Below are 22,807 nucleotides of genomic sequence, written 5' to 3'. Positions count from 1 at the left end.
TTGGCGCGGTCCAGCCTTCGATCAGGCACGGAGCCTGGGACGCTCCTGATAAACACTTGCCGAACCGCTCGTTCTGAAACGCGTCACCAGCGCCGCAAGACTGCCGCTGATGCCGACAAGGCTCTGGGCTGCGGCATTCGTTTCTTCCATCAGCGCAGCATTCTGCTGGGTGATCTGGTCCATGCTGCGGACGGACGCATTGATCTGATCGATGCCGGATGCCTGCTCCTGTGCCGAATGGGCGATCAGGGTTATATGTTCGTCGATCGCCTTCACCCGCGTGCCGATGCCGGTCAGCGCTTCACCGGCCCGGTTGACGAGACCGACGCCGCGCTGCACGTCGCCGGCGGAGCGATCGATCAGTTCCTTGATTTCCTTTGCGGCCGCTGCCGATCTTTGTGCCAGTTCACGTACTTCCTGGGCAACGACAGCAAAGCCCTTGCCCTGCTCACCTGCACGCGCCGCTTCAACACCAGCATTCAGCGCCAGCAGGTTCGTCTGGAATGCGATCTCGTCAATTGCACCGATGATCTGCGTCATTTTCTGGGATGATTCAGCGATATCGTCCATGGCGGAGATCGCCTGATGGACAACCTCTCCGTTTCTCTGCGTCTCTACGGCCGATTCGCGGATGATGGACTGCACCTCCTGCGTTCGCTTGGCCGCCTGACCGGACAGTGCTGTAATCTGCTCAAGCGCTGCTGCGGTCTCCTCGAGCGACGCAGCCTGCTGTTCGGTGCGCTTTGCCATGTTGTCCGCCGCAGTTGAGATATCGCCAACTTCTGCACGAACCTGACCGACAGACTGATTGATTTCTCCCATAGCCGCATCCAGTGCAGCAACTGAGGAATTGTAATTCGCCTTGAGGGTATGGAAATTCGGCGCGAGTTCCTGATCAAGCTCTGCCGTGAGATCACCACCGGCAAGACCCTTCAGCGCCTGCCCCAACGCCTCGAGAGCGCCATCTTGCTCCTGCTTGGCCGCAACGCGTTCGGCCTCCACCTTGCGCCGACCGTCTTCCAGCGCTTCCAGATAGACCGAGATCGCATAGTCCATGTCGACCATCGCCGCCTTGACCACTGCCGAAAGGTGATCTGCCAGGACACCGGCCTTCTTGTCGAGGAAGAACCCCTTCATCTCCTTGGCAATAACGGCACGGATGATGCCGTCGAGAATGAGTGCATAACCACCGATATACCAGCGCGGCTCAAGGCCAAGCCGGGCATGCGTCTTGCCGATAGCGGAAACCGCATCGACATAATCGCCATTATACCGACCGGACGAGATGACGTCCCAATGGCTCGCCTGGCGTTCTTTCGCATGCGCGATGTGAGCGTCGCTGGAAAAGAATTTCGCGGTATGCGGATGCGCCTTGGCTTTCTGATAGAAAGCGTCAAGAGCCGGACCAACGGCGCTTGTGACTACCGGTTGGACATTCGCGAGATGGCGGCGCTCAATCTCTCCGAGCCCGACGAAATTCAGGCGCTCTGCAAGAACGGCCTTCTGGTCTTGATTTCTCATTTTGCCCCCGGTCCCATGTTGAGCGGTTTTGCGGATTGCACGCGGCATCACTCTACAATGAAGTCTACCCGCGAAAGTTTAATTCACTATTATCCAATCACCCTAAGCTTTTATTAATCATAACTTGTTGCCGATATACTAACGGACGACGAATTGAGACTTCAGTCACGCGGGGCGGTTCACTGGCTCGATCAACCCAATCGCTTGCGTTCTGCCGTGCAAATCCTTAGCTCCTGTGCAACAGGCAAACCGCGATTCTCCATGGCGCAAAAGACTTCGATCTCACGGCTCAAGCTTACCGACTTCCGCAATTACGCGGCGGCTTCGCTTGTGCTCGACAGCAGGCATGTGGTGCTGACGGGAGAAAACGGTGCCGGCAAGACCAACCTGATGGAGGCAATATCCTTCCTTTCACCGGGGCGAGGTTTCAGGCGCGCCGTGCTTACTGACGTGACGCGGGTGGGTGCTGACGGAGGTTTTGCCATCTTTGTCGATCTCGACGGAATGCAGGGCGAGGTTGCAATTGGCACAGGCACAGAGCCGGGTGACGGCGAGAGTGTCAGCCGCAAGCTGAGGATCAACAGCACGCCGGCTAAATCCACCGAGGAGCTTTCCGACCATCTGAACGTGTTGTGGCTGACGCCGTCGATGGATGGGCTGTTTACCGGCTCGTCATCGGACCGGCGGCGCTTTCTCGACCGGCTTGTGCTTTCACTCGATCCCACTCACGCTCGAAGGGCAAGCGACTTCGAGCGTGCCATGCGCAGCCGTAACAGGCTTCTCTCAGAGGGCCGCTTCGATCCCGCATGGCTGACGGCAATCGAAACGCAGATGGCCGAACTCGGGATAGCCATGGCTGCCGCACGGCATGAAATGTTGGGTCTGCTCCAGTCTCTCTCGGTCCATTCCGCCGAGACACCGTTTCCGACACCGGCACTGGCACTCGAAGGTTTCATGGATGGCGGCATGGATCGCCCGGCGGCCGATCTGGAAGAGGATTATCTTATCGCCCTGCGCAACGGACGCGGGCGTGACGCGGCCGCGGGCCGTACACTCGAAGGCCCGCACCGCGTCGATCTTCTCGTGCGCCATCAGGAGAAGAATATCGAGGCTTCGCGATGCTCGACCGGAGAGCAGAAGGCATTGCTGATCGGACTCATTCTAGCCCATGCCCGATTAACTGCGGATATGACCGGTTTCGCACCGATCCTGTTGCTCGACGAAATCGCCGCGCATCTCGATGAGGGGCGGCGTGCGACATTGTTCGATCTGGTAGACGGGCTCGGCGGCCAGGCCTTCATGACCGGCACCGACCACTCGATGTTTGCAGCGCTCGGAGACCGCGCACAGTTCTTTACGGTGAGCCACGGAAGCGTGACGCCGGGAAAAGCCTGACGATAGATGCTTAACCGGAAGAGGTGGTGGTGATATGAAATCGATCATGGAAAACCAGGCTTCGCAACTGCCGGAGACGGCACTCACCCCGGACGAGATCGAGCGGTACAAACGCCATATCCTGCTGCCGGAAATCGGCGGAACCGGCCAACAGAAGCTGAAAGCCGCCCGTGTTCTGGTGATCGGCGCCGGCGGACTTGGCGCCCCCGTGCTGGAATATCTCGCCGCAGCCGGTATCGGCACGATCGGCATCGCCGACGACGACCGGGTGTCGCTTTCCAATCTGCAACGCCAGGTGATCCATGATTCCGGCACGATCGGTGAAATGAAGACCAAGAGCGCGCGCGACAAGATAGCCCGCCTCAATCCGCATGTCCGGGTCGTCGATTTCGAGGAACGGTTTTCGCTTGAATGGGCGAGGCTGCATCTGCCGCGCTTCGATCTTCTTGTCGATGGCTCCGACAATTTCGACACGCGCTATGCTGCGGCAGATGCGGCAGAGATGGCGAAGATCCCGCTGGTCACCGGCGCCGTCGGACGCTTCGACGGTTCCGTCACGGCGCTTATGCCCTATGAAAGCAGCACAGACGGCTTGCTCAACCCGACCTATCGCGACCTGTTTCCCGAAAAGCCGCCGGAGGGCCTGATCCCAGCCTGCGCCGAGACCGGCGTCGTTGGTGCCCTGACCGGCGTCATCGGTACGCTGATGGCGATGGAGGTCATCAAGCTGATCACCGGCATCGGCGAACCGCTGATCGGCCGACTGATGCTCTACGATGCGCTTTCGGCGCGGTTCGACACGATCAGATACAAACGCAGAAAGAGGTCGTCGGCAGAATGATCGCCATTACCAGAATCGACAGCGGCTTTGGCCGCTGGGACGAATTGCTCGCGCTTATCCTCTCGTCCTTTTCCTATATGGACGAGATCATCGATCCGCCTTCCTCGGCACACCGGCTGACACTTGCCTCACTCGCGCAAAAGGCCACGAGCGAGATTGCTTTCGCCGCACTGGAGGAAGACCGTCTGGTCGGTTGCGTGTTCCTGAAACCCGAAACCGATTGCCTTTATGTCGGGAAACTCGCGGTCGCGCCGGGCCAGCAAGGCAAGGGTGTCGGTCGCCGGCTGCTAAAGGTTGCGCAAGATACTGCGCATGAGCTGAATCTGCCGGCGCTCAGGCTGGAAACGCGCATCGAGCTTGTCGGCAACCACACGACCTTCGGCCGCTGGGGATTTCAGAAAACGGCCGAAAAATCCCATCTGGGCTTTGACCGGATCACCTTCATCGAAATGCGCAAGCAGCTCGAGCCGACCCCGGCCTAAATTCAATTCCGGCCGGGCAGAACACGGTTCGGCGGACGGTGGCCGTCGAAAAAGGCTCGGATATTGATGATGACCTTATCGCCCATGTCGATCCGGCCCTCGATCGTGGCCGAACCCATATGGGGCAACAGAACGACCTTGCCTTCATTCGCAAGCTTGACGAGTTTCGGGTTGATCGCCGGCTCGTTCTGATAGACGTCGAGACCGGCACCGGCGATCTTGCCTTCACGCAGAAGCTTGATCATCGCCATCTCGTCGATGATGTCGCCACGCGCCGTGTTGACGATGATCGCCGTCGGCTGCATCAGCGCCAGACGCCGGGCTGACACAAGATGAAAGGTTCCGGGCGTCGATGGGCAATTCACCGAAACGATATCGACGCGGGCCAGCATCTGATCGAGGCTGTCCCAATAGGTCGCCTCCAGTTCGCTCTCGGTCGCCTGATTGACCGGCTTGCGGTTGTGATAGTGGATGGAAAGACCGAAAGCCTTGGCGCGTCTTGCGACCGCAGTGCCGATCCGACCCATCCCGATAATACCGATCCGTTTGCCCCAGATCCGGCGTCCGAGCATCCAGGTCGGGCTCCAGCCGGCCCAATCGCCGGGATTGTCGGTCAGAATGCGCGAGCCTTCAGCAAGGCGACGGTTGACGGCGAGGATGAGCGCCATCGTCATGTCAGCCGTGTCCTCTGTCAGGACGTTCGGCGTATTGGTGACGGTAATGCCCTTCTCAGCCGCCGCATCGACATCGATGTGATCCGTACCGTTGGAAAAACCGGCAATAAGCTTCAGTTGCGGGCCTGCTGAGGCCAGAAGCTCGGCATCGATCTTGTCCGCGATTGTCGGTACAAGTACGTCGACACTCGCCATCGCAGCCGCAAGTTCTTCGCGTGAACGCGGCCGGTCATCGATGTTGAGCTCGGCGTCGAAGAGTTCGCGCATGCGCGTCTCGACGGCGTCCGGCAGCTTGCGCGTGATATAAACCCTGGGTCTTTTCTTCGCAGTCATCGCTCCGCCACCGCAATTTTAGCAGGTCATTAACCAAGTCGCGCGATAGTCGATCCTATCCTTGGGCGTTCTAGCAGACCCACCGGCGAAGACAAACAAAACCTCGCAAACGGGCCATGAAGCACATCCGCGGATCGTCAGTCAGGATCCACACAATGCGCCGCCTCATTATCATCATCGTAGCCATCTGCTTTCCCCTGATCGCAACGCTTTCCGCCATCGTCCCAGTCTATGCACAGGGTGCTGCGAAAGGTGCGAGCGGCCTGCCGCTACCGCGTTTTGCCAGCCTGAAATCAAAGAAAGTCAATATCCGTATCGGGCCGAGCACCGACTATGCGGTTTCATGGATGTACATGAAGGCAGGTACGCCCATGGAAATCATCCAGGAATACGACAACTGGCGGCGCGTGCGTGACGCCGAGGGTACCGAGGGCTGGGTGAACCAGGCGCTGCTTTCGGGCGAGCGTACGGCCGTCGCGGCTCCATGGATGCGCGGTAAGGGCCAGGACATCTATGTCAACATGCGCCGCGACCCGCAAAGCTCGGCCGCAATCACCGCCAAGCTTCAGCCGGGCGTTCAGCTCACCATCAAGGAATGCAACGGTGACTGGTGCCAGGCGGAAACCGGTGGTGCCGAGGGCTGGGTAGCCCAGGGCGAAGTCTGGGGCGTTTACCCGGGCGAAGCCTTTAAATAAGGCCTGCCTCGGCTGCCGCTTCTTTCAGCGATACCAGCGGACGTGGGCCGATCTGCTGGATAACTTCGGCTGCAGCGAGGCAACCGAGCTTGCCGCAGTCCTCCAGCGAACGACCCTGCGTGTAGCCATAAAGGAAGCCGGAGGCGAAGAGATCACCGGCGCCAGTCGTATCGACCAGTTCGTCGATTGCATAGGCATCGATGTTTACCCGCTCACTACCGCGAACGATGACGGCACCCTCTTCGCTGAGCGTGACCGCGGCCAGCTTGCAGTCTGCGGCGATCTTGCCGAGAGCCAGTTCGAAGTCTTCCGTCTCGTAGAGCGACAGCAGTTCGTGCTTGTTGGCAAAGACGATATCGACTGTGCCGGACGTCATCAAATCGAGGAATTCCGAGCGGTAGCGCCCAACACAGAAGGGGTCGGAGAGCGTCATGGACACTTCACGGCCATGCGCGTGGGCAATGCGAGCTGCCTCGCGAATAGCATCCTTGGCACGCGGCGGATCCCAGAGATAACCCTCGAAATAGGTAACCTTGGCTTCGGCGACGACGTCTTCCTCGACATGTTCGGGGCCAAGTTCGACGCAGGCGCCGAGATAGGTGTTCATCGAACGCTCGCCATCGGGCGTGACGAAGATCATCGAACGAGCCGTGGGGGGATGAAGACCATCCGGCTTTGTCTGGTAATGAACGCCCTGCGCGCGGATGTCGTGCTGGAAGATCTGGCCCAGCTGATCCTCGGCAACCTTGCCGAAATAGGCGGCCTTGCCCCCAAAACCTGCAATGCCGGCAGCCGTATTGCCGGCCGAACCACCGGATGCCTCTACCGCAGGTCCCATCTTTGAATAAAGAAATTCGGCGCGCTCGGCATCGATCAGGTTCATGGCGCCCTTGATAATCGCATTGTCTTCAAGAAACGAATCCTCGCAACGGGCGAGGATATCGACGATGGCGTTGCCGATGGTCAGCACGTCGAACTTTGGCATTCACTCTTCATCCTTTTGCGTTCAAGCTGCGCCATGGGTAGTGGCCTTTTCCGCCCAAGGGAAGAAGAAATGTCTCCATTCATGCCTACTATGCTTCGGGTTGGTCGTGAGTTTATCATCTGTCATCTGGCCGTCACGGTTTTCGCATATGTTGATCCCGTCCGGTAAGGTTGGCTGCCACGGATGTACTGGCGGCTGACTGCCGGATTTTTCATTCCATTACAGATCTGGACCAGAGCACGGTTGCATATATGCATTTGTTGCTCGGAAGCTTATGCGCTAGACGCATAGGATCGGAATATTCCAAGGTCCTACCGTGTCGCTCGTCCTCGCCAATGTCCTCCCGGTCTTCATTCTCATTCTGCTCGGCTGGCTGATCGCCAAATCCGGCCTTCTCAAAGCGGAGACCGGCGATGCGCTGGGCGAATTTGTCTTCAAGATCGCCGTTCCCATGCTGATCTTCCGCACGCTAGCAACGGCGCATTTCGAAGGCGTTTCGCCCTTCAGACTGTGGACCGCCTATTTTATAGGTGTCGCGATCACCTGGACCATCGGGGCTTTTATGGCAAAACGCGCCTTCGGGCGTGATGCCAAAGTTGCCGTGATTGCAGGCATGTCGGCAAGCTTCGCCAATAATGTCTTCATCGGCCTTCCGCTGGTCGATCATATCGTCGGTCAGGATGGGCTTGTTGCCATCTCCATCCTTCTCGCAATCCATCTGCCGATCATGATGATTGTCGGTACGGTGCTTATGGAAAGCGCCTCAGCCAAGGTGGATGGCACGGCTGCCCGCGGTATTGTCGCTGTTCTCAAGCAGGTAGGGACAAACCTTGCGCGTAATCCGCTCGTCATCGCCTTGACACTCGGACTTGCCTTCAATCTTTCCGGCCTGTCGATGAACGCACCAGTTGCCCTTGTCGTCGACCAGATTGCCGGCTCTGCCAGCCCGGCCGCACTGATTTCGATCGGGATGGCGCTGACGCGTTATCCGATCAAGGGCGATCTGGGGCTCTCATCTACCGCGGCCGTGCTCAAGCTATTCCTGATGCCGGCGTCCGTATTTGCGGCCTGCCAGCTACTGAACCTACGGCCGGACTGGACCGCTGCGCTGGTTCTGACCTCTTCCGTTCCGACAGGCATCAATGCCTGGCTGATTGCACAGCGTTTCCGCTCCAGCCAGAGCCTTGCCGCTTCCGTCATCAGCATCACAACCGCTTTCGGTGTCATCTCCGTCAGCATGTGGGCCTGGCTGCTTTCCTGACCGGAGGCAGAATGCAAAACGCCCGGCTGAGCCGGGCGTTATCTCTTAGGAACTCAAGAAGTAAAATCAGTTCGTAGCTGGTTCCGGTGCGTTCGGATCCGGCAGCGGCGCCGGGCTGTCGGACTGCTCGCGTATATAGGCGAGCAGATTGGCGCGCTCCTTGTCGTTCTTGATACCGGCAAAGCCCATGGCCGTGCCCTTTACATAAGCCTTCGGGCCGGCAAGGAAGTGGTTGAGATGATCGAAGGTCCAGGTTTCCTGGCCACCCTTGGAAAAATCCTTCATCCCAGCAGAATAAGAAAAACCCTCGTGCGTGGCGACCGGACGGTTCACAAGACCCCAGAGGTCAGGGCCAACCTTGTTCGGCCCTCCCTTCTCGATGGAGTGACAGCTCTGACACTTCTTGAAAACGGCGGCGCCGGCGGTGGCATCTGCGCTCGCCATGAGCTGGCCAACAGGCACGGCAGCGGGTGCGGCTTCTGCGCCGGCTGCTTCGCCGCCCGATGCTTCCTCCGCTGCGGCAATCGCGAAACCTTCCTTTTCAGGAACGGGAGAGTGAAAAATCCCCTCCGAAGCGATCGAAACCGACATCATCACGAAAACAGTGGCAAGCAACGCACCAACCGACATATTCACGTAGGGGTTCATCCAGAGCTCCTTCCCATCTCGTTGACTACCCTCTGGACCAACTTGCGGTACAAACGGCCATCTTGCAATCGCGCGGAAGCTATGTCTTTTGCCAAATCGTTGCAATTGGAAACAAAACGCGCCGCATGAGACTATTTGACACTCTTGACGCGAGAATAGAAGGCCTTCGATGACACAACCGGCAGCAGAAAAAACACTGGTCCTGATCCCGGCCCGAATGGCCTCGACCCGACTGCCGAACAAGCCGCTCGCCGACATCGCCGGCCTGCCGATGATCGTTCAGGTGGCAAAGCGCGCCGAGGAAGCAAAAGCCGGGCGCATTGTCGTGGCGGTCGACGATCAGGCCGTGTTCGATGTCGTCAAGGCAGCCGGTTTCGATGTCGTCATGACCCGCCAGGATCACCAGTCCGGCTCGGATCGCATCTACGAGGCGCTGCAGAAGGCCGACCCGGATGGCAAGGCGGAATTCGTCATCAACGTCCAGGGCGACCTGCCGACGATCGAGGCGGACGTGGTACGTGCTTCACTTCGACCGCTTCTCGACAATCCCTCGACCGATATCGCGACTCTGACCGTCGAAATCACCGACGAACACGAGAAAACCAATCCGAATGTGGTGAAGATCGTCGGCTCGCCGATTTCCGAAACCCGCCTGAAGGCCCTCTATTTCACCCGCGCGACCGCTCCCTATGGTGATGGCCCGCTTTACCATCACATCGGCCTTTACACCTATCGCCGCGCGGCTCTGGAAAAATTCGTCGCGCTCGGCCCGTCCCCCTTGGAAATGCGCGAGCGGCTGGAGCAGCTTCGGGCACTCGAGGCCGGCATGCGGATCGATGCCGAAATCGTGCACTCGATCCCGCTCGGCGTCGACACCCCTGCCGACCTTGAGAAAGCCCGTGCAATCCTGACGTCGCGCCAATCCTGAAAAGAGGCACCCGATGACCACGCTGACCAATCGCATTGCCTTCCAGGGCGACTACGGCGCCAATTCCGACATGGCTTGCCGCGACATGTTTCCCGACATGGAGCCGCTGCCCTGCGCGACCTTTGAAGATGCCTTCCAGGCGCTCGAAAGCGGCGAAGCCGATCTTGCGATGATCCCGATCGAAAACACGATTGCCGGGCGCGTGGCGGACATCCACACGCTGCTGCCGGAATCGCGGCTGCATATTATCGGTGAATATTTCATGCCGATTCGCTTCCAGCTGATGGTTCTGCCGGGTGTGAAGCATGACGAGATCCGCACGGTTCACAGCCATATCCATGCGCTGGGCCAATGCCGCAAAATCATCCGCTCGAACGGCTGGAAAGCCGTTGTTGCCGGCGATACGGCGGGGGCTGCCAAGATGGTGGCTGAAAAGGGCGATCACTCGATGGCGGCACTTGCGCCGCGGCTTGCCGCGGATCTCTACAAGCTCGAGATCCTGGCCGAAAACGTCGAGGATACGGAAAACAACGTAACCCGCTTCGTCGTTCTGTCGCGCGACGAGAAGTGGGTACAACGGAACAATCCGGAAGACGTGATCGTCACGACCTTCGTCTTCAATGTGCGCAACATCCCGGCAGCCCTCTACAAGGCGATGGGCGGTTTTGCGACCAACGGCATCAACATGACGAAGCTCGAAAGCTACCAGCTGGGTGGCAAGTTCGTCGCCACCCAGTTCTATGCCGATATCGAAGGCCATCCGGATGACGCGCCGGTGCGCCGGGCGCTGGAAGAGCTGCGATTCTTCTCCGAAAAGGTCCGCATTCTCGGCAGCTACAAGGGACACCCGATGCGCGGCGCGCTGCAGAAAGCATAAGGCGCTTCAACGCGCTAAGCCAGAACGAGGCATCGGAAGACTAGTAAGGGATTTGCAAAAGGCGGCGTGTTCAACGCCGCCTTTTGTGTTTCAGACCGCTTCGATCCTGGCATAGACGCGCAGGCGATGGCCATCGGGATCGGTCGCGACGAAGGTATAGCCGAAGTCCAGTTCCGCCGGTGTCTGCAGCACACGCAGGCCCTTCTTTGCCCATTCGCCATAGGTGCGATCAACATCAGCAGTTTTTTCGAGCCGGTAGCAGATTTCCATGGAGCCGCTTTCCGCCGTCACCGACGGCTGCGCCGTGTGGCGCGACCACAGACCGAGCTTCATGCCATTGGACAGTACGAACAGTGCGAATGTCGGTGAGCTTTCCACCGGTTCAACACCGAGCAGATCGCGATAAAATGCAGCGCTTGCGAGCGGGTTGTCGACGAAAAGAATAGTGAAATCAGGATGGATCATGTCAGTGCTCCTTGTTGAGACCGACTCGGATCTAGCCCACCATGCTGTCAAATTCTGTCAGCAGCAATTTAGTCGGTCGTGGGAATGCCTTCTGCGCGTCGCCACTCTTTCAGCAGTGCCGGGCGGCGGCGCGGGTAACACTTTCCTGTCGAGACCGCGGAGACGATGCGGTCCGTGCGGAAATGGCGAAATCCCTGTCGCAGCTCGCACCAGCCTACCATCACCCGGACACTGTCGAAAAAACCGAGCGCAAAAGGCCAGACGCGGCGCTCGGTCAGTGCACCCTTTTCATCTTCATAGGCGAGGTCGAGCATGTGTTCGGCGCGGATTGCCTTGCGGATCATCGCCAGATCGCTCCTGTCCTCCCTGTTTCGCGGCGCTGCCACGAGCAGAGTGGAATTATCGATCTCTTCCCTGAGTTCGGCCGGCAGGACTGCGGCGATCTTCTGCAGCGCATCCACGGCACCGGCTGCAAGTATCGGATCGGCCATTTTCGCAACCCAGCGGGAGCCGAGCACGAGAGCCTCGATCTCCTCTTGCGAAAACATCATCGGCGGCAGCATGAAACCGGGTTTCAGGATATAGCCGAGCCCAGCTTCTCCCTCGATCAAGGCCCCTTGCGCCTGAAGGCTGGCGATGTCGCGGTAGAGCGTGCGGAGGCTGACGCCGGTTTCGGCGGCAAGCGTTGCACCGCTGACCGGCTGCCGATACCGCCGCATGACCTGTAGAAGGACAAGAAGGCGCTCCGAGCGGGCCACTGTCATCAGGCGCCTCCGGTTTCCAGCCTACTCGCGCGGGCCGCAGAACTGTTACTCAAGCGACGCCCGATTGCTCATCCGGCCAGTCGATCCAATCCTTCATCAGCCGATAGGCGATCGCGCCGCTGGCGGGGCCGAAGGGTTTCATATCCGGGCCGGCGTCGAGCATATGCCTGACCTCATCACGGGTGAACCAACGGACATCCGACATTTCTTGCGGATCAATGGTGATCTCGGTGGAGAGCGCCTCGGAATAACAGCCGATCATCAGCGAGTGCGGCATGGGCCAGGGCTGGGAAGCGTGATACCGCACGCGACCGACCTCGATGCCCGATTCCTCGACCGTCTCGCGGCGAACCGCATGCTCGATCGTTTCGCCCGGTTCGACGAAACCGGCGAGGCAGGAATACATGCCCTCCTGAAAATGATGGCTGCGGCCGAGCAGGCAGCGATCGTTCTCGACATCGACCGTCAGCATGATGACGACCGGATCGGTGCGCGGAAACATCATATGTTCGCACGCCGTGCAGACCCGCTTGTAGCCGCCGATTTTCATTTCAGTCGGCGAGCCGCATTTGCCGCAGAAGCGGTTGGCCGCGTTCCAGGACAAAAGCGAGATCGCCTGGGCGACCTCCCCCTGCAGCTCCGCGTCGATCAGCGCTTCGCGGTAGAGCGCGCGGGCATCCGTGGGCTTGTACTGGCCGGCAAGTTCTTCCGCCGGGACATTGACGGGAATCGCCACGCGCGGCTCACCGTTTTCGCGGTAGCCGAGCAGGATGGCATTGTCGAAATCAGGCTTCAGTTCCGCCAGTTCGTAAGCCGCGAAAAGCGGGTCCAGAACCTGTTCGTCATGTTTGAGGATGAGCTTTGCACCGGCGAAGGCGAGAATATGGGTCCCCTCGATCGCCAGCGCCTCGCTAACGCAGTCGTCGGCGCGATATTCGCCCCGACGGTCGAGCCTATTGCCGGAAAAGGCCGTCAGGTTGCCGGGCTCCGGATGAGGCGCATCCGTCTCGAAAAGTTTTCTTGTCATGATACGAGATTTTCCGTCAGGCTTTTGATCAATAATTGCTTGGCTGTATCTTCATAAGGCTCCGCCTGGCCATAACCCCAGATCGGTCCCGGCCAGTTCGGGTCACGGTCGAACCGTGCGACGATATGCACATGCAGCTGACGAACGATATTGCCGATCGCAGCCACATTGATCTTTTCGGCCCCTGTCGCCTTTTTCAGCGCGACCGCCACCATATTGGTCTCGAAGGTCAGAAGCGCCTGGTCGAGCGGCGTCAGCTCGAACAGCTCGCTCACATCATTGCGCTGCGGCACCAGCATGAACCAAGGCCAGCGGCTGTCCTTCATCATCCTGAGCTGACAGAGGCCGAAGCTCTCCACAAGCTCGGTATCCCTGGCAAGCCGTGGATCCAGTTCAAAGGCGCTCAAGCGATCCTCCCGGCATTTTCGGTGTTGTGATTTTCGATACTGATAGTTTTTTACAGGGTTGGCTTGCATTTGGAAGCATTATTGCCGATATGTGCGGCGGGAGGTTGGTGGTGGACGAGCCACTCGCCAACCGGGTCAGGTCCGGAAGGAAGCAGCCCTAACGAGCCAGGCACGGGTCGCCGTGCCAGCCTCCCACCTTCTCATCTTGGTCAACGCCCGGTCCGGTCAAGATCGCCTGACTGCCGGAATGGCCGTACAGGCCCGAGGGCCTATAGTCAGGACCTTATGAGCGATAGCGGGCCGACATCAATCAATCCCTCATCCCCTGCCCCTTCGGGCAGCACCGGATATCGGGTACTCGCCCGCAAGTACCGGCCGAAGGATTTCTCCGACCTGATGGTCGGTCAGGAACCGATGGTCCGCACGCTGACCAATGCGTTTGAGACCGGCCGCATTGCGCAAGCCTATATGCTGACGGGCGTACGCGGTGTCGGCAAGACGACCACCGCACGTATTCTTGCTCGGGGGCTCAACTACAAGACGGCCGAAATCGATCGTCCGACAATCGACCTGCGTGAACCCGGCGAACATTGCCAGGCGATCATGGAAGGCCGGCATGTCGACGTGATCGAGATGGATGCCGCGTCCCATACCGGTATCGACGATATCAGAGAGATCATCGAGCAGGTGCGCTACCGCCCGGTTTCGGCGCGCTACAAGGTCTATATCATCGACGAAGTGCACATGCTCTCGACGCAGGCCTTCAACGGGCTGTTGAAGACACTCGAAGAGCCGCCGGAACATGTGAAGTTCATTTTCGCGACGACGGAAATCCGCAAGGTTCCGATCACTGTCCTTTCCCGCTGCCAGCGTTTTGATCTGCGCCGTATCAGCGCTGCCGATCTGGTCGGCCTGTTTACCACCATTCTGGAGAAGGAAGGCGTGCCTGCCGAGCAGGAAGCATTGGCGATGATCGCGCGTGCCGCCGAAGGCTCCGCCCGCGACGGCCTTTCGCTGCTCGACCAGTCGATCGCCCATGGCGGCGGCAGCGTGCATGCGGATACCGTGCGCGGCATGCTGGGCCTTGCCGACCGCGCCCGCATCGTCGACCTGTTCGAGCATATTGTGAAGGGCGATATCACGGCTGCACTTTCCGAATTCAACGCTCAATACGAGGCCGGCGCCAATCCGGTCGTCGTCCTGACGGATCTGGCCGATTTCACCCATCTGGTCACCCGGTTCAAATATATTCCCGAAGCTGCCGACGATCCTTCGCTGAGCGAAGTGGAGCGCGTGCGCGGCCGGGAGTTTTCCGAAAATGTGGCGGTCAGCGCGCTGTCGCGTATCTGGCAGATGCTGCTCAAGGGCATTCCGGAGGCGGAAGGTTCTTCGCGCCCGGCAGGTGCTGCCGAAATGGTACTGATCCGGCTGACGCATGCGGCATCGCTCCCCTCCCCCGAGGATGCGGCGCGGCGGCTGGCGGATTTTGCCAATAGCGATGGCCAGCCTATGCCCAATGCCGGCGGCGGAAATGACGGCGGGCGCGGCACACAGATGGCGCAGCAGACGACCGTCAACGCCCGTGGTTTCGATGGCGGAGGCCAGCGCGCTCCATCCGGCGGACCGACAGCCATGCTGCAGGCGGTGCCAAACACGACGCCTCGGGAAATGCCCGTCGGCCGCATCGAAGAACGCCCGTCCGAGAGACCGGAGCCGAAGGTTGCCGTCCGTTCGCTGCACGATGTCGTTGACCTCTGCACCGAGAACCGCGACCCGAGGCTGAAGGCGCTGGTGCGCAATTTCGTCCGGCTGGTGAAGATCGAACCCGGCCGTCTCGATATCCGCATGACGGATGGCGGTCCCGGCACGCTGCCCGGTGAACTCGGCGTCAAGCTAAAGGAATGGACCGGCATCCACTGGATCGTTACGCTCAGCAAGGACGAAGGCGAGCCGACGCTGGTGGAGGCTGATGCCAGCGCTCGCGAAGCACGAATGACCGATGCGCGGGCCGATCCGGATGTCGCAGCGATCCTGTCGCAATTTCCGGGCGCCAAGATCACCGACGTCAGGATCCGTGTGCTTGAGGAAGACAACGAGGTCGAGGATGCGCCGGCACCGGCCATCGTGGAATCCGCTGAGGGCGATATCCTGCCCGGCGACGACATCGAGCTATAAAGAAGAAGAGGAATTACCGATGCGCGACATCATGGGCATGATGGGCAAGGTCAAGGAAATGCAGGCCAAGATGGAGAAGATGCAGGCGGATATCGCTGCTCTCGAAGTCGAAGGCACGGCTGGCGGTGGTCTCGTGACCGTCAAGATGAACGGCAAGGGCGAAATGCTCGGCCTGAAGATCGATCCTTCGCTGTTCAAGGAAGACGATATCGAGATACTCGAAGACCTGATCGTTGCCGCACACAAGTCGGCCAAGGATCGCGCTGAGCAGATTACCGCCGAAAGGACCAAGGAACTGACCGCCGGCCTGCCGATCCCGCCCGGCATGAAGCTGCCGTTCTAATCCTGTCTCGAGAAGGGCGGTTCCGATGACATTGGCTTCCGTGCTCGTATTTGCCGCCGCGCTGTTCGTCGCGGCGGGCTCTCCCGGCCCCAGCATCGCCGCGCTCGTCTCGCGCGTGCTGACAAAGGGCTGGCGTGACGTTTTGCCCTTCCTGATGGCGATGTGGGTGGGGGAGACCGTATGGCTATCCTTTGCGGTTGCCGGCCTTTCCGCCATCGCCGAAAGTTTTCAGCCCGTCTTCGTCGCAATCAAGTGGATCGGCGTCGCCTATCTTCTCTATCTCGCCTGGAAGATGTGGTTTGCCAGAACAGATGCTGCTAACGGCGAACTGCCTGAAAGCCGTTCTGCGGCAAGGATGTTCTTCGCCGGACTGACCGTGACACTCGGCAACCCGAAGATCATGATGTTCTATGTCGCGCTTTTGCCGTCGATCATCGATCTCAACGGCGTCACGCTGATCGGCTGGCTGGAACTGGTCGCCGCGATGCTGATCGTGCTTGCGACCGTCGATATCGTCTGGATCACGCTGGCGAACAAGGCGCGGCAATTTCTGAAAAGCCCGCGCGCGCTGAAGCTTGCCAACCGCATCTCGGCCGGCACCATGGCCGGTGCGGCTGCCGCCATCGCGACCCGATAAAACTCAGAAATTATACCTGACGCCGACGACATTGGCGTTGGAGCCGCCATGCATGTCGCCAAGCGTGCCCCAAGCGCCGGAGCGGTGATGCAGGCGCCAGAAAAGCTCTAGCTCCGGTTTCGTGACGCTGCTGAAACTCAGTTCCGGCCCAAGATAGAAAAGCGTCGAGGCATCGCCGTCGCGCTCGATTTCATTGCGTCTTTCACGCCCGCTCATCGTACCGGTCACATGGCTGATGCCGAAGGTGAATGAGGGAATGATGCGGAGTGTATTGGCAATCTCGATCGCATCGTAACGACCGACAACACCGCCCCAGATCTCCGCATTGGTATTGCCGTTGAACCGCCCGGCAAGGCCTGCCTCAAGGCCCAGCTTTACCGAACCGATGCTGTAGGGAAAAAATTGATAGCCGATGCCGAAGATCGGGCGGTTCTCGTAATCCACACCGAAAGGATTGGCCGCTTCGGCCATATCACCATCGACCATCGCTCCACCGAACGCGAAGATCGAGTGCTCGACATCGGTTTCCTCGGCCGCAGCCAGACCTGAGGTCGCAAGATACGCGACCAGCGCGCCGGACATGAACCCGAAGGGGATGCGTCTCAAAAAACTCATACAAAGCTCCGCATAGCCATCAATCAAGCGGTATAGGGCCTTAAACCTAAGCAACCATATCACCATAGATCACGGTTTCGTGATATATTATACGGTCGGCTGAAACCGTTCTATCCAGCGGCTCGCGATCGGCGCGGAGAGAAAACGGAGCGTCTCGGCCTCAGACAGCTTTCGCCCCATCGACGCCAGAAGCTCGGCAACAGGTACACGCTCGCCGCGATAGAATTCGTAACTCACATCGTGTCCTGCCTGGATCATCCCCGGGTTGATAACTCTGCAATAAATGCCGGGGCGACCTGATTTGAGAACGGTCCTGCCAAATACCGGATCGCCGATTCGAGCAGTAAGCGTATTGCAGGGCGAACGCGGAGAGGTGGCTTCAAGCACGACATCGCCCACATGAAACCTGTCTCCCACCGCCACGTCCCGATTGTCGAGGCCCTTGATGACAAGGTTCTCGCCGAATGTTCCGGGCGGCAGGTCGCGCCCGAGTTCTGCCGCCCACCAGTCAAGTGTCAGCGATCCTTCGAGCAAGATCGCCTGATCCGGCCCGCCGTGATGTTTCCTGTTGCAGACGGCATCTCCAACCAGACCGACTTTGTCGATCAGCACCTGACCGTTGACCGGTGCCTTGTAGATGCCCGTCTTGTAACTCTTTCCCGGCAAACGCTGCGCGTGGCCGATGCAGATCGCGACAAGTTTCATGCGGGTCCTGGTCCTTCGGTCTTTCCGTTCAACCGACATATGGGCTAAAGGAAGCACATGGCAAAGCGAGTCACCGGCCCCGAAATCGAAAAACTCATCCAGCTTCTGGCAAAAGTCCCCGGCCTTGGTCCGCGGTCTGCACGCCGGGCAGCGCTGCACCTGATCAAGAAGAAGGATCAGCTGCTCGGTCCTTTGTCTCATGCGATGGGCGAGGCCTATGACAAGGTGAAGATCTGCTCGCGCTGCGGCAATGTCGATACGTCCGATCCCTGCACCGTCTGCACCGATATCCGCCGTGATCACTCGATGCTGATCATCTGCGAAGACGTTTCCGACCTCTGGGCGCTGGAACGCGCCGGCGCGATGAATGCCGCCTATCATGTTCTCGGCGGTACGCTATCGCCGCTCGATGGCGTCGGTCCCGATGACCTGAACATCCGCGCACTTGTCGATCGCGTCAGTGAAGGGACGGTGAAGGAGATCATCATCGCGGTCAATGCGACTGTCGAAGGGCAGACGACGGCCCATTACATCACCGACCAGCTTTCCGATTTCAACGTCAAGATAACGCGGCTTGCCCATGGCGTGCCGGTCGGCGGCGAACTCGATTATCTCGACGAGGGCACGCTGACGGCAGCGCTGCGAGCACGGACGGCGATCTGACATTTTTCGAGGAGGACGACGATGGTGAAGCAAGCCCCCCTCTGCCCTGCCGGGCATCTCCCCCACAAGGGGGGAGATCACAAGCATCACGACCACCATTCCCAAATTGCGAAACGCTGTGCGGCAGCACTGCCGTTGAACGAGGCAGGCCAGCGCGCCCATCTGATCTCCCTCCGTGTGGGGGAGATGCCCGGCAGGGCAGAGGGGGGTATCCGCCGTCGCGCCGCAGCACTGCTTCTGGCCCTCACCGCCATCGTCTCGCCTCTCCCCGCTTCCGCCCAGAACCGGCCGGATGTTGAGCGCCAGTTCCAGCAGTGGATCGCGACCGATCTTGGACCGGAGGCGCGCAAGGCGGGGATTTCGGACAAGACGCTGCGCGCGGCATTTGACGGGATCAAGCTCAATTGGAGCCTGCCCGATCTCGTTCCGCCAGGCTCCAAACCGCCGAAGCAGCAGGACCAGAGCCAGGCGGAATTTTCTTCTCCCGGCGCATACTTCAACGAGAACCGGCTGCAGACGCTGGGCTTGGCAGGGCGCGGGCTGGCCGGCACCTATGCGGCGGGCCTGAAGAAGATCGAAGCAGCCTATGGCGTTCCCGGCGAGATCATCATCGCTGTCTGGGGCCGTGAATCCGGTTTTGGAAGGGCGAAACTCCCCTATTCGGCGGTCGAGGTACTGGCAACCAAGGCCTTCATGTCGACCCGCAAGCCGATGTTCCGCGAAGAGCTGATCGCGGCGCTGACCATGATCGAGCGCGGCGATGTCAGTGCTGCGACGATGAAGGGATCATGGGCCGGAGCGCTCGGCCAGCCGCAGTTCATGCCCACGAGCTATCTGAAATATGCCGTCGACTTCGACAAGGACGGCCATCCGGATATCTGGAACTCGGTGCCGGACACGCTCGCCTCCATAGCCAACTATCTGAGGCATGAAGGCTGGCAGCGCGGTCGCGACTGGGGCTTCGAAGTGTCGATTCCCGCCAATGTCTCCTGCGCGCAGGAAGGGCCGGACCTTGCCAAGCCGATCTCCGCCTGGAATTCGACCGGGATCACGCGGATTTCCGGCAAGGCTTTTCCGGCTTCGGAAATGAAAGCGCCGGGGATGATGCTGCTTCCCGCAGGGAGAAACGGGCCGGAATTCATCGTCACGCCGAATTTCTATGTGCTGAAGGAATATAACAATTCCGACCTCTATGCGCTGTTCATCGGCAATCTGGCTGATCGCATCGCTTACGGTGGTGGCCCGTTCCAGGCCAAGTGGGGCGATGTCGGCAAGATGCTGCGCTCCGATGTACTTGCGATGCAGAAGGCGCTGGTCGCCAAGGGTTATGATGTCGGCAATGTCGACGGATTGCCGGGCTTCAAGACCCGCCGCTCGCTCGGCGACTGGCAGGCAAAGGCCGGCATTTCTCCAACATGCTATCCGGATGCCTCGCTCAAGGCCAAGTTAAGATAAGTCGAGTTTCAGCCCCTCGTGGCTCGCGACGAAACCTTGTCTTTCATAAAAACGGATCGCATCTGGCCGCCGTTTGTCCGACGTCAGTTGCACAAGGCCGCAGCCCTTTTCTTTCGCCTGCTCGACCGCCCACTCGATCATGGCGGCGCCCAATCCGCCGCCACGATGGCTTGCAGCAATCCTCACGCTTTCGATCTGGCCTCGCCACATGCCCTTGCGTGACAAGCCGGGAATGAAGGAGAGCTGCAGGCAGCCGATCACCTCTCCATCGTCATCGACGGCAACGGCCAGCAATTGGTTGGGATCGGCTTCGATTGCGGCGAAAGCCTCCAAGTAGGCTTGATCCATCTCCTTGGACGCAACCTCTCTGGTTGCGCCGATCGGATCATCTGCCAGAAGTGTGATGATTGCGGGCAGATCGGTGGAGCTTGCATTGCGGAACATCCCTCGACCTCAATGCAGATCGACATGATGCTTGTGAAAGATATCGTCCTTGGGCGGGATGGTCTGCCGTTCGATCATACGGTGGACCCGTGGTCCATCCACGCCCTTGTGAAGCTTTCGGATCGCATCCCAGATCTCCTCATCTATCTGCAGGCGGCGGCGGTTATGGCGGACATAATCTGCCCAGGTGGCGGTGTGATAGGTCTCCGTCCAGATTTCTGGATGTTCTAGATCGCGCATCAAGGCCCATTGGCGTGCGCCATCACGAATGCGTACCCGGCGGCGGCGCGCCATCAGGGTGAGGAATTCGGGGATATCGTGCTCGGCGATCTCATAGTCGATCTGCAACACGATCGGGCCGCTTCGTGGCTGCAGGTCGAGCCGCAGCATCGGTTCGTTGAACTTGTTCAGCGGGCTCAGGTCGATATCGGTAAACTGCGGCAGCGGATTCCTCAAACCTGCTAGTCCACCTACAAGCATCGCCAGGCTGGCGAGGCTCAAGGAGACTGAAACGCCGAGATTTTCAGCACCAACGCCCCAGATCCAGCTGCCGACCGCCATGCCGCCGAATGTCGTCGTCTGGTAGAAGGATAGTGCGCGGCCGACAACCCAGCGCGGTGCCGACAGCTGCACGGTCGTGTTGAAAAGCGACAGGGCCAGAACCCAGCACGCCCCCGGCACGATCAGCACGAGCGCCGTCAGCGCGGTATTGGTGCTGAGCGCTATGACGGAGGAACTTGCCGCAAAACCGAGGAAAGCGAACTGGACAATCCTCTCGCTCGTCAGCTTTTCGCGCAGCCGCGCATTCGACATGGCGCCGCCGATCGCGCCGACACCGAAACAGCCGAGCATAATGCCGTATGTCAACGGCCCGCCCGAGACGAGATCGCGCGCGACGATCGGCAAAAGCGCCAGAATGGCGCTGGCAGAGAAGCCGAATAGCATGCCGCGCAAAAGAACATTGAGGATGTTCGGCGACATGGAAACATAGCCGAGACCTGCCGAAAGCGCCCTTAGAAGTGTTTCGCGTGGCAGCGCATCGTCGCGACGCTCCGGCTTCCAGCGCAACAGCGCATACATGAGCGCAACGTAACTTGCGGCATTCAGGGCGAAGGCGGCAGCAGCACCTGCCGCTGCGACGACAGCGCCGCCGATCGCCGGTCCGACACTGCGGGTAATGTTGAAGCCGACGCTGTTGAGCGTCACGGCCTGGGGCAGCATTTCACGCGAGACGATATCGCCGACGGACGCCTGCCATGCGGGATTGTTGAGCGCCACGCCGCACCCGAGCAGGAAGGTGAAACAGAGAAGCAGCCAGGGCGTCAGCAGGTCCAGATAGGCAAAGATAGTCAGCGCTATAGAGACGGCCAGCATGAAGAGCTGCGCCGTCAGCATGATACTGCGTCGGTTGAAATTGTCGGCGAGAGCCCCCGCAATCAGCGAGAACAACATGATCGGCAGGGTGGTAGAAGACTGGACGAGCGCCACCATGTCCTGGGAATTGGAGATCGAGGTCATCATCCAGGCGGCGCCGACGGCCTGAATCAAGCCACCGAAATTCGATGCAAGGCTCGCTATCCATATTGTGCGGAAGGTCTGGTTCTTGAACGGCGCGAGTGTGGCTATCCTGTCCGGCACGATGTGGCTCTTGCTCCTCTTCCCGACTCTCTGAACCGGTTATAGACGTCGAACAGGCTAATTCCAGCTTTGAATGGCGGAAATGCGGAAGTCTTGCAATTGCCGGTCCAAGCGCGTATATGCAGCCCATATTCTTGATCGTCCGATGAAGAGTGGGCCCACACCGGACCCGCTCTTTTTTGTTAGGCGATCGCTTCAACCCGCACTGTGAGCGGGGATTGAACCGGAGAGCTTATGCAGCAGACAGACCACGAGCCGCGTCTCATCGTCGAGACTGGTCTCGACCTCAGGATCGCCGAAATCATCGAGCCGGTACTGACCGCCATGGATTACCGTCTGGTCCGGGTGCGCATGCTGAACCTGAACGGCATGACCCTGCAGGTCATGGCCGAGCGCAATGACGGCACGATGGATGTCGAAGGCTGCGAAGCCGTATCGGTCGCCATCTCACCCGTTCTTGATGTAGAAGATCCGATCGATCGCGAGTATCATCTCGAAGTGTCTTCGCCGGGCATCGACCGGCCGATGGTGCGCAAGTCGGATTTTGCACGCTGGACCGGCCATCTGGTGAAATGCGAGACGTCGATCATGATCGACAACCGCAAGCGGTTCCGCGGCAAGATCGCCGAAGTCAACGAAGAAGGTTTCACCGTCGAGCGCGACCAAGTCGCCTATGGTGAGGAACCACGCGTAACGATCCCGTTCTCGGCGCTGGCCGAAGGCAAGCTGATCCTGACGGACGATCTGATCCGCGATGCGCTGCGCGCCGACAAGCTCGCCAAGCAGCAGGCCGCGAACCAGAACGACGAAGCTGAAGACGAAGAATAAT

The 22,807-nt window shown here is 59.6% G+C and carries 25 protein-coding genes and 1 other RNA gene; 14 read left to right on the top strand and 12 right to left on the bottom strand.

Annotation, left to right across the window (positions count from 1 at the left end):
• Nucleotides 1-21: 21 nt before the first annotated feature.
• Nucleotides 22-1,521 carry a globin-coupled sensor protein gene (locus MRBLMR1_RS13610; protein ID WP_148146192.1) on the bottom strand — a complete coding sequence of 500 codons (1,500 nt, stop codon included), beginning with the start codon at nt 1,519-1,521 and terminating at the stop codon, nt 22-24.
• Between the two features lie 261 nt (nt 1,522-1,782).
• Here MRBLMR1_RS13610 and recF point away from each other — a divergent pair, with 261 nt between their 5' ends.
• Genes recF through MRBLMR1_RS13595 form a run of 3 tightly spaced genes read left to right on the top strand, consistent with a single transcriptional unit; the run spans nt 1,783 to nt 4,239 of the window.
• Nucleotides 1,783-2,916, top strand: coding sequence for a DNA replication/repair protein RecF (gene recF, locus MRBLMR1_RS13605; RefSeq protein WP_148146193.1), 1,134 nt, complete (start codon nt 1,783-1,785; stop codon nt 2,914-2,916).
• A 34-nt stretch (nt 2,917-2,950) separates the two neighbouring features.
• Nucleotides 2,951-3,757: a molybdopterin-synthase adenylyltransferase MoeB gene (locus MRBLMR1_RS13600; protein ID WP_148146194.1), complete on the top strand. Its 807-nt coding sequence runs from the start codon at nt 2,951-2,953 to the stop codon at nt 3,755-3,757.
• A complete protein-coding gene (locus tag MRBLMR1_RS13595; protein WP_148146300.1) occupies nt 3,757-4,239 on the top strand; it encodes a GNAT family N-acetyltransferase in 483 nt (160 codons plus the stop codon). Before MRBLMR1_RS13600 ends, MRBLMR1_RS13595 begins: the two co-directional genes overlap by 1 nt.
• Before the next feature lie 2 nt (nt 4,240-4,241).
• On the opposite strand, the gene MRBLMR1_RS13590 is transcribed toward MRBLMR1_RS13595, so the two are convergent.
• Nucleotides 4,242-5,246, bottom strand: a complete 1,005-nt coding sequence (locus tag MRBLMR1_RS13590; protein ID WP_148146195.1) for a 2-hydroxyacid dehydrogenase — start codon at nt 5,244-5,246, stop codon at nt 4,242-4,244.
• A gap of 155 nt (nt 5,247-5,401) precedes the next feature.
• On the opposite strand from MRBLMR1_RS13590, the gene MRBLMR1_RS13585 reads away from it, so the two are divergent.
• A complete protein-coding gene (locus MRBLMR1_RS13585) occupies nt 5,402-5,941 on the top strand; it encodes an SH3 domain-containing protein (protein ID WP_148146196.1) in 540 nt (179 codons plus the stop codon).
• On the opposite strand, the gene MRBLMR1_RS13580 is transcribed toward MRBLMR1_RS13585, so the two are convergent.
• A complete protein-coding gene (locus MRBLMR1_RS13580) occupies nt 5,934-6,926 on the bottom strand; it encodes an adenosine kinase (protein WP_148146197.1) in 993 nt (330 codons plus the stop codon). The two genes, MRBLMR1_RS13585 and MRBLMR1_RS13580, sit on opposite strands and share 8 nt — an antisense overlap.
• Before the next feature lie 316 nt (nt 6,927-7,242).
• Between MRBLMR1_RS13580 and MRBLMR1_RS13575 the strand changes: the two genes are divergently transcribed.
• Entirely contained in the window at nt 7,243-8,187 is a 945-nt protein-coding gene (locus MRBLMR1_RS13575; protein ID WP_148146198.1) for an AEC family transporter, read from the top strand.
• Between the two features lie 66 nt (nt 8,188-8,253).
• On the opposite strand, the gene MRBLMR1_RS13570 is transcribed toward MRBLMR1_RS13575, so the two are convergent.
• The gene (locus MRBLMR1_RS13570; protein ID WP_148146199.1) at nt 8,254-8,835 is read right to left on the bottom strand and encodes a c-type cytochrome; all 582 of its coding nucleotides are present in this window, start codon (nt 8,833-8,835) and stop codon (nt 8,254-8,256) included.
• Nucleotides 8,836-9,004: 169 nt separating this feature from the next.
• Here MRBLMR1_RS13570 and MRBLMR1_RS13565 point away from each other — a divergent pair, with 169 nt between their 5' ends.
• Nucleotides 9,005-9,763 carry a 3-deoxy-manno-octulosonate cytidylyltransferase gene (locus MRBLMR1_RS13565; RefSeq protein ID WP_148146200.1) on the top strand — a complete coding sequence of 253 codons (759 nt, stop codon included), beginning with the start codon at nt 9,005-9,007 and terminating at the stop codon, nt 9,761-9,763.
• A gap of 13 nt (nt 9,764-9,776) precedes the next feature.
• Nucleotides 9,777-10,640 (top strand): prephenate dehydratase, encoded by an 864-nt coding sequence (locus MRBLMR1_RS13560; protein ID WP_148146201.1) that lies wholly within the window; start codon nt 9,777-9,779, stop codon nt 10,638-10,640.
• A 90-nt stretch (nt 10,641-10,730) separates the two neighbouring features.
• Here the strand turns inward: MRBLMR1_RS13560 and MRBLMR1_RS13555 are convergent, their stop codons facing one another.
• The 4 genes from MRBLMR1_RS13555 to MRBLMR1_RS13540 form a co-directional block, all read right to left on the bottom strand.
• On the bottom strand, nt 10,731-11,105 hold the full coding sequence (locus MRBLMR1_RS13555) for a VOC family protein (RefSeq protein ID WP_148146202.1): 375 nt from the start codon (nt 11,103-11,105) through the stop codon (nt 10,731-10,733).
• 68 nt (nt 11,106-11,173) lie between these two features.
• On the bottom strand, nt 11,174-11,869 hold the full coding sequence (locus MRBLMR1_RS13550) for a helix-turn-helix transcriptional regulator (RefSeq protein ID WP_148146203.1): 696 nt from the start codon (nt 11,867-11,869) through the stop codon (nt 11,174-11,176).
• A 49-nt stretch (nt 11,870-11,918) separates the two neighbouring features.
• Nucleotides 11,919-12,896 carry an NAD(+) diphosphatase gene (nudC, locus tag MRBLMR1_RS13545; RefSeq protein WP_500065056.1) on the bottom strand — a complete coding sequence of 326 codons (978 nt, stop codon included), beginning with the start codon at nt 12,894-12,896 and terminating at the stop codon, nt 11,919-11,921.
• On the bottom strand, nt 12,893-13,303 hold the full coding sequence (locus tag MRBLMR1_RS13540; protein WP_148146205.1) for an HIT family protein: 411 nt from the start codon (nt 13,301-13,303) through the stop codon (nt 12,893-12,895). Before MRBLMR1_RS13540 ends, nudC begins: the two co-directional genes overlap by 4 nt.
• Nucleotides 13,304-13,402: 99 nt before the next feature.
• Between MRBLMR1_RS13540 and ffs the strand changes: the two genes are divergently transcribed.
• From ffs to MRBLMR1_RS13520, 4 genes are all read left to right on the top strand, one after another.
• Nucleotides 13,403-13,499, top strand: an RNA gene (ffs, locus tag MRBLMR1_RS13535) — signal recognition particle sRNA small type.
• An 89-nt stretch (nt 13,500-13,588) separates the two neighbouring features.
• Nucleotides 13,589-15,478, top strand: a complete 1,890-nt coding sequence (locus MRBLMR1_RS13530) for a DNA polymerase III subunit gamma/tau (RefSeq protein ID WP_148146206.1) — start codon at nt 13,589-13,591, stop codon at nt 15,476-15,478.
• A gap of 19 nt (nt 15,479-15,497) precedes the next feature.
• On the top strand, nt 15,498-15,821 hold the full coding sequence (locus MRBLMR1_RS13525; RefSeq protein ID WP_148146207.1) for a YbaB/EbfC family nucleoid-associated protein: 324 nt from the start codon (nt 15,498-15,500) through the stop codon (nt 15,819-15,821).
• A gap of 25 nt (nt 15,822-15,846) precedes the next feature.
• Nucleotides 15,847-16,458 carry a LysE family translocator gene (locus tag MRBLMR1_RS13520; protein ID WP_148146208.1) on the top strand — a complete coding sequence of 204 codons (612 nt, stop codon included), beginning with the start codon at nt 15,847-15,849 and terminating at the stop codon, nt 16,456-16,458.
• A gap of 3 nt (nt 16,459-16,461) precedes the next feature.
• On the opposite strand, the gene MRBLMR1_RS13515 is transcribed toward MRBLMR1_RS13520, so the two are convergent.
• Nucleotides 16,462-17,073 carry a hypothetical protein gene (locus MRBLMR1_RS13515; protein WP_183684908.1) on the bottom strand — a complete coding sequence of 204 codons (612 nt, stop codon included), beginning with the start codon at nt 17,071-17,073 and terminating at the stop codon, nt 16,462-16,464.
• 87 nt (nt 17,074-17,160) lie between these two features.
• The gene (locus MRBLMR1_RS13510; protein WP_148146209.1) at nt 17,161-17,778 is read right to left on the bottom strand and encodes an MOSC domain-containing protein; all 618 of its coding nucleotides are present in this window, start codon (nt 17,776-17,778) and stop codon (nt 17,161-17,163) included.
• Nucleotides 17,779-17,835: 57 nt separating this feature from the next.
• Between MRBLMR1_RS13510 and recR the strand changes: the two genes are divergently transcribed.
• Together recR and MRBLMR1_RS13500 are read left to right on the top strand one after the other, a co-directional pair.
• Entirely contained in the window at nt 17,836-18,441 is a 606-nt protein-coding gene (gene recR, locus MRBLMR1_RS13505) for a recombination mediator RecR (RefSeq protein WP_148146210.1), read from the top strand.
• 186 nt (nt 18,442-18,627) lie between these two features.
• Entirely contained in the window at nt 18,628-19,896 is a 1,269-nt protein-coding gene (locus MRBLMR1_RS13500; protein WP_183685051.1) for a lytic murein transglycosylase, read from the top strand.
• On the opposite strand, the gene MRBLMR1_RS13495 is transcribed toward MRBLMR1_RS13500, so the two are convergent.
• Together MRBLMR1_RS13495 and MRBLMR1_RS13490 are read right to left on the bottom strand one after the other, a co-directional pair.
• Nucleotides 19,888-20,340, bottom strand: a complete 453-nt coding sequence (locus MRBLMR1_RS13495) for a GNAT family N-acetyltransferase (RefSeq protein ID WP_148146212.1) — start codon at nt 20,338-20,340, stop codon at nt 19,888-19,890. The two genes, MRBLMR1_RS13500 and MRBLMR1_RS13495, sit on opposite strands and share 9 nt — an antisense overlap.
• A gap of 9 nt (nt 20,341-20,349) precedes the next feature.
• Complete coding sequence (locus MRBLMR1_RS13490; protein ID WP_148146213.1) at nt 20,350-21,978, bottom strand: MFS transporter; 1,629 nt, start codon at nt 21,976-21,978, stop codon at nt 20,350-20,352.
• A gap of 234 nt (nt 21,979-22,212) precedes the next feature.
• Here MRBLMR1_RS13490 and rimP point away from each other — a divergent pair, with 234 nt between their 5' ends.
• Nucleotides 22,213-22,806: a ribosome maturation factor RimP gene (rimP, locus tag MRBLMR1_RS13485; RefSeq protein ID WP_148146214.1), complete on the top strand. Its 594-nt coding sequence runs from the start codon at nt 22,213-22,215 to the stop codon at nt 22,804-22,806.
• The last annotated feature ends 1 nt before the right edge of the window (nt 22,807 follow it).

The organism is Neorhizobium sp. LMR1-1-1.1 (assembly GCF_040675795.1).
Lineage (GTDB): Bacteria > Pseudomonadota > Alphaproteobacteria > Rhizobiales > Rhizobiaceae > Neorhizobium > Neorhizobium cellulosilyticum.
This window is presented reverse-complemented; position numbering and strand designations above follow the sequence as displayed.

Coding starts and splice junctions, on each gene's coding strand:
- MRBLMR1_RS13520 (WP_148146208.1), top strand. CDS start 15,847: ATGACATTGGCTTCCGTGCTCGTATTTGCCGCCGCGCTGTTCGTCGCG.
- MRBLMR1_RS13515 (WP_183684908.1), bottom strand. CDS start 17,073: ATGAGTTTTTTGAGACGCATCCCCTTCGGGTTCATGTCCGGCGCGCTG.
- MRBLMR1_RS13500 (WP_183685051.1), top strand. CDS start 18,628: ATGCCCGGCAGGGCAGAGGGGGGTATCCGCCGTCGCGCCGCAGCACTG.
- MRBLMR1_RS13570 (WP_148146199.1), bottom strand. CDS start 8,835: ATGAACCCCTACGTGAATATGTCGGTTGGTGCGTTGCTTGCCACTGTT.
- MRBLMR1_RS13565 (WP_148146200.1), top strand. CDS start 9,005: ATGACACAACCGGCAGCAGAAAAAACACTGGTCCTGATCCCGGCCCGA.
- MRBLMR1_RS13610 (WP_148146192.1), bottom strand. CDS start 1,521: ATGAGAAATCAAGACCAGAAGGCCGTTCTTGCAGAGCGCCTGAATTTC.
- MRBLMR1_RS13495 (WP_148146212.1), bottom strand. CDS start 20,340: ATGTTCCGCAATGCAAGCTCCACCGATCTGCCCGCAATCATCACACTT.
- MRBLMR1_RS13555 (WP_148146202.1), bottom strand. CDS start 11,105: ATGATCCATCCTGATTTCACTATTCTTTTCGTCGACAACCCGCTCGCA.
- rimP (WP_148146214.1), top strand. CDS start 22,213: ATGCAGCAGACAGACCACGAGCCGCGTCTCATCGTCGAGACTGGTCTC.
- MRBLMR1_RS13580 (WP_148146197.1), bottom strand. CDS start 6,926: ATGCCAAAGTTCGACGTGCTGACCATCGGCAACGCCATCGTCGATATC.
- MRBLMR1_RS13525 (WP_148146207.1), top strand. CDS start 15,498: ATGCGCGACATCATGGGCATGATGGGCAAGGTCAAGGAAATGCAGGCC.
- recR (WP_148146210.1), top strand. CDS start 17,836: ATGGCAAAGCGAGTCACCGGCCCCGAAATCGAAAAACTCATCCAGCTT.
- MRBLMR1_RS13585 (WP_148146196.1), top strand. CDS start 5,402: ATGCGCCGCCTCATTATCATCATCGTAGCCATCTGCTTTCCCCTGATC.
- MRBLMR1_RS13530 (WP_148146206.1), top strand. CDS start 13,589: ATGAGCGATAGCGGGCCGACATCAATCAATCCCTCATCCCCTGCCCCT.
- nudC (WP_500065056.1), bottom strand. CDS start 12,896: ATGACAAGAAAACTTTTCGAGACGGATGCGCCTCATCCGGAGCCCGGC.
- MRBLMR1_RS13590 (WP_148146195.1), bottom strand. CDS start 5,246: ATGACTGCGAAGAAAAGACCCAGGGTTTATATCACGCGCAAGCTGCCG.
- MRBLMR1_RS13600 (WP_148146194.1), top strand. CDS start 2,951: ATGAAATCGATCATGGAAAACCAGGCTTCGCAACTGCCGGAGACGGCA.
- MRBLMR1_RS13550 (WP_148146203.1), bottom strand. CDS start 11,869: ATGACAGTGGCCCGCTCGGAGCGCCTTCTTGTCCTTCTACAGGTCATG.
- MRBLMR1_RS13560 (WP_148146201.1), top strand. CDS start 9,777: ATGACCACGCTGACCAATCGCATTGCCTTCCAGGGCGACTACGGCGCC.
- recF (WP_148146193.1), top strand. CDS start 1,783: ATGGCGCAAAAGACTTCGATCTCACGGCTCAAGCTTACCGACTTCCGC.
- MRBLMR1_RS13510 (WP_148146209.1), bottom strand. CDS start 17,778: ATGAAACTTGTCGCGATCTGCATCGGCCACGCGCAGCGTTTGCCGGGA.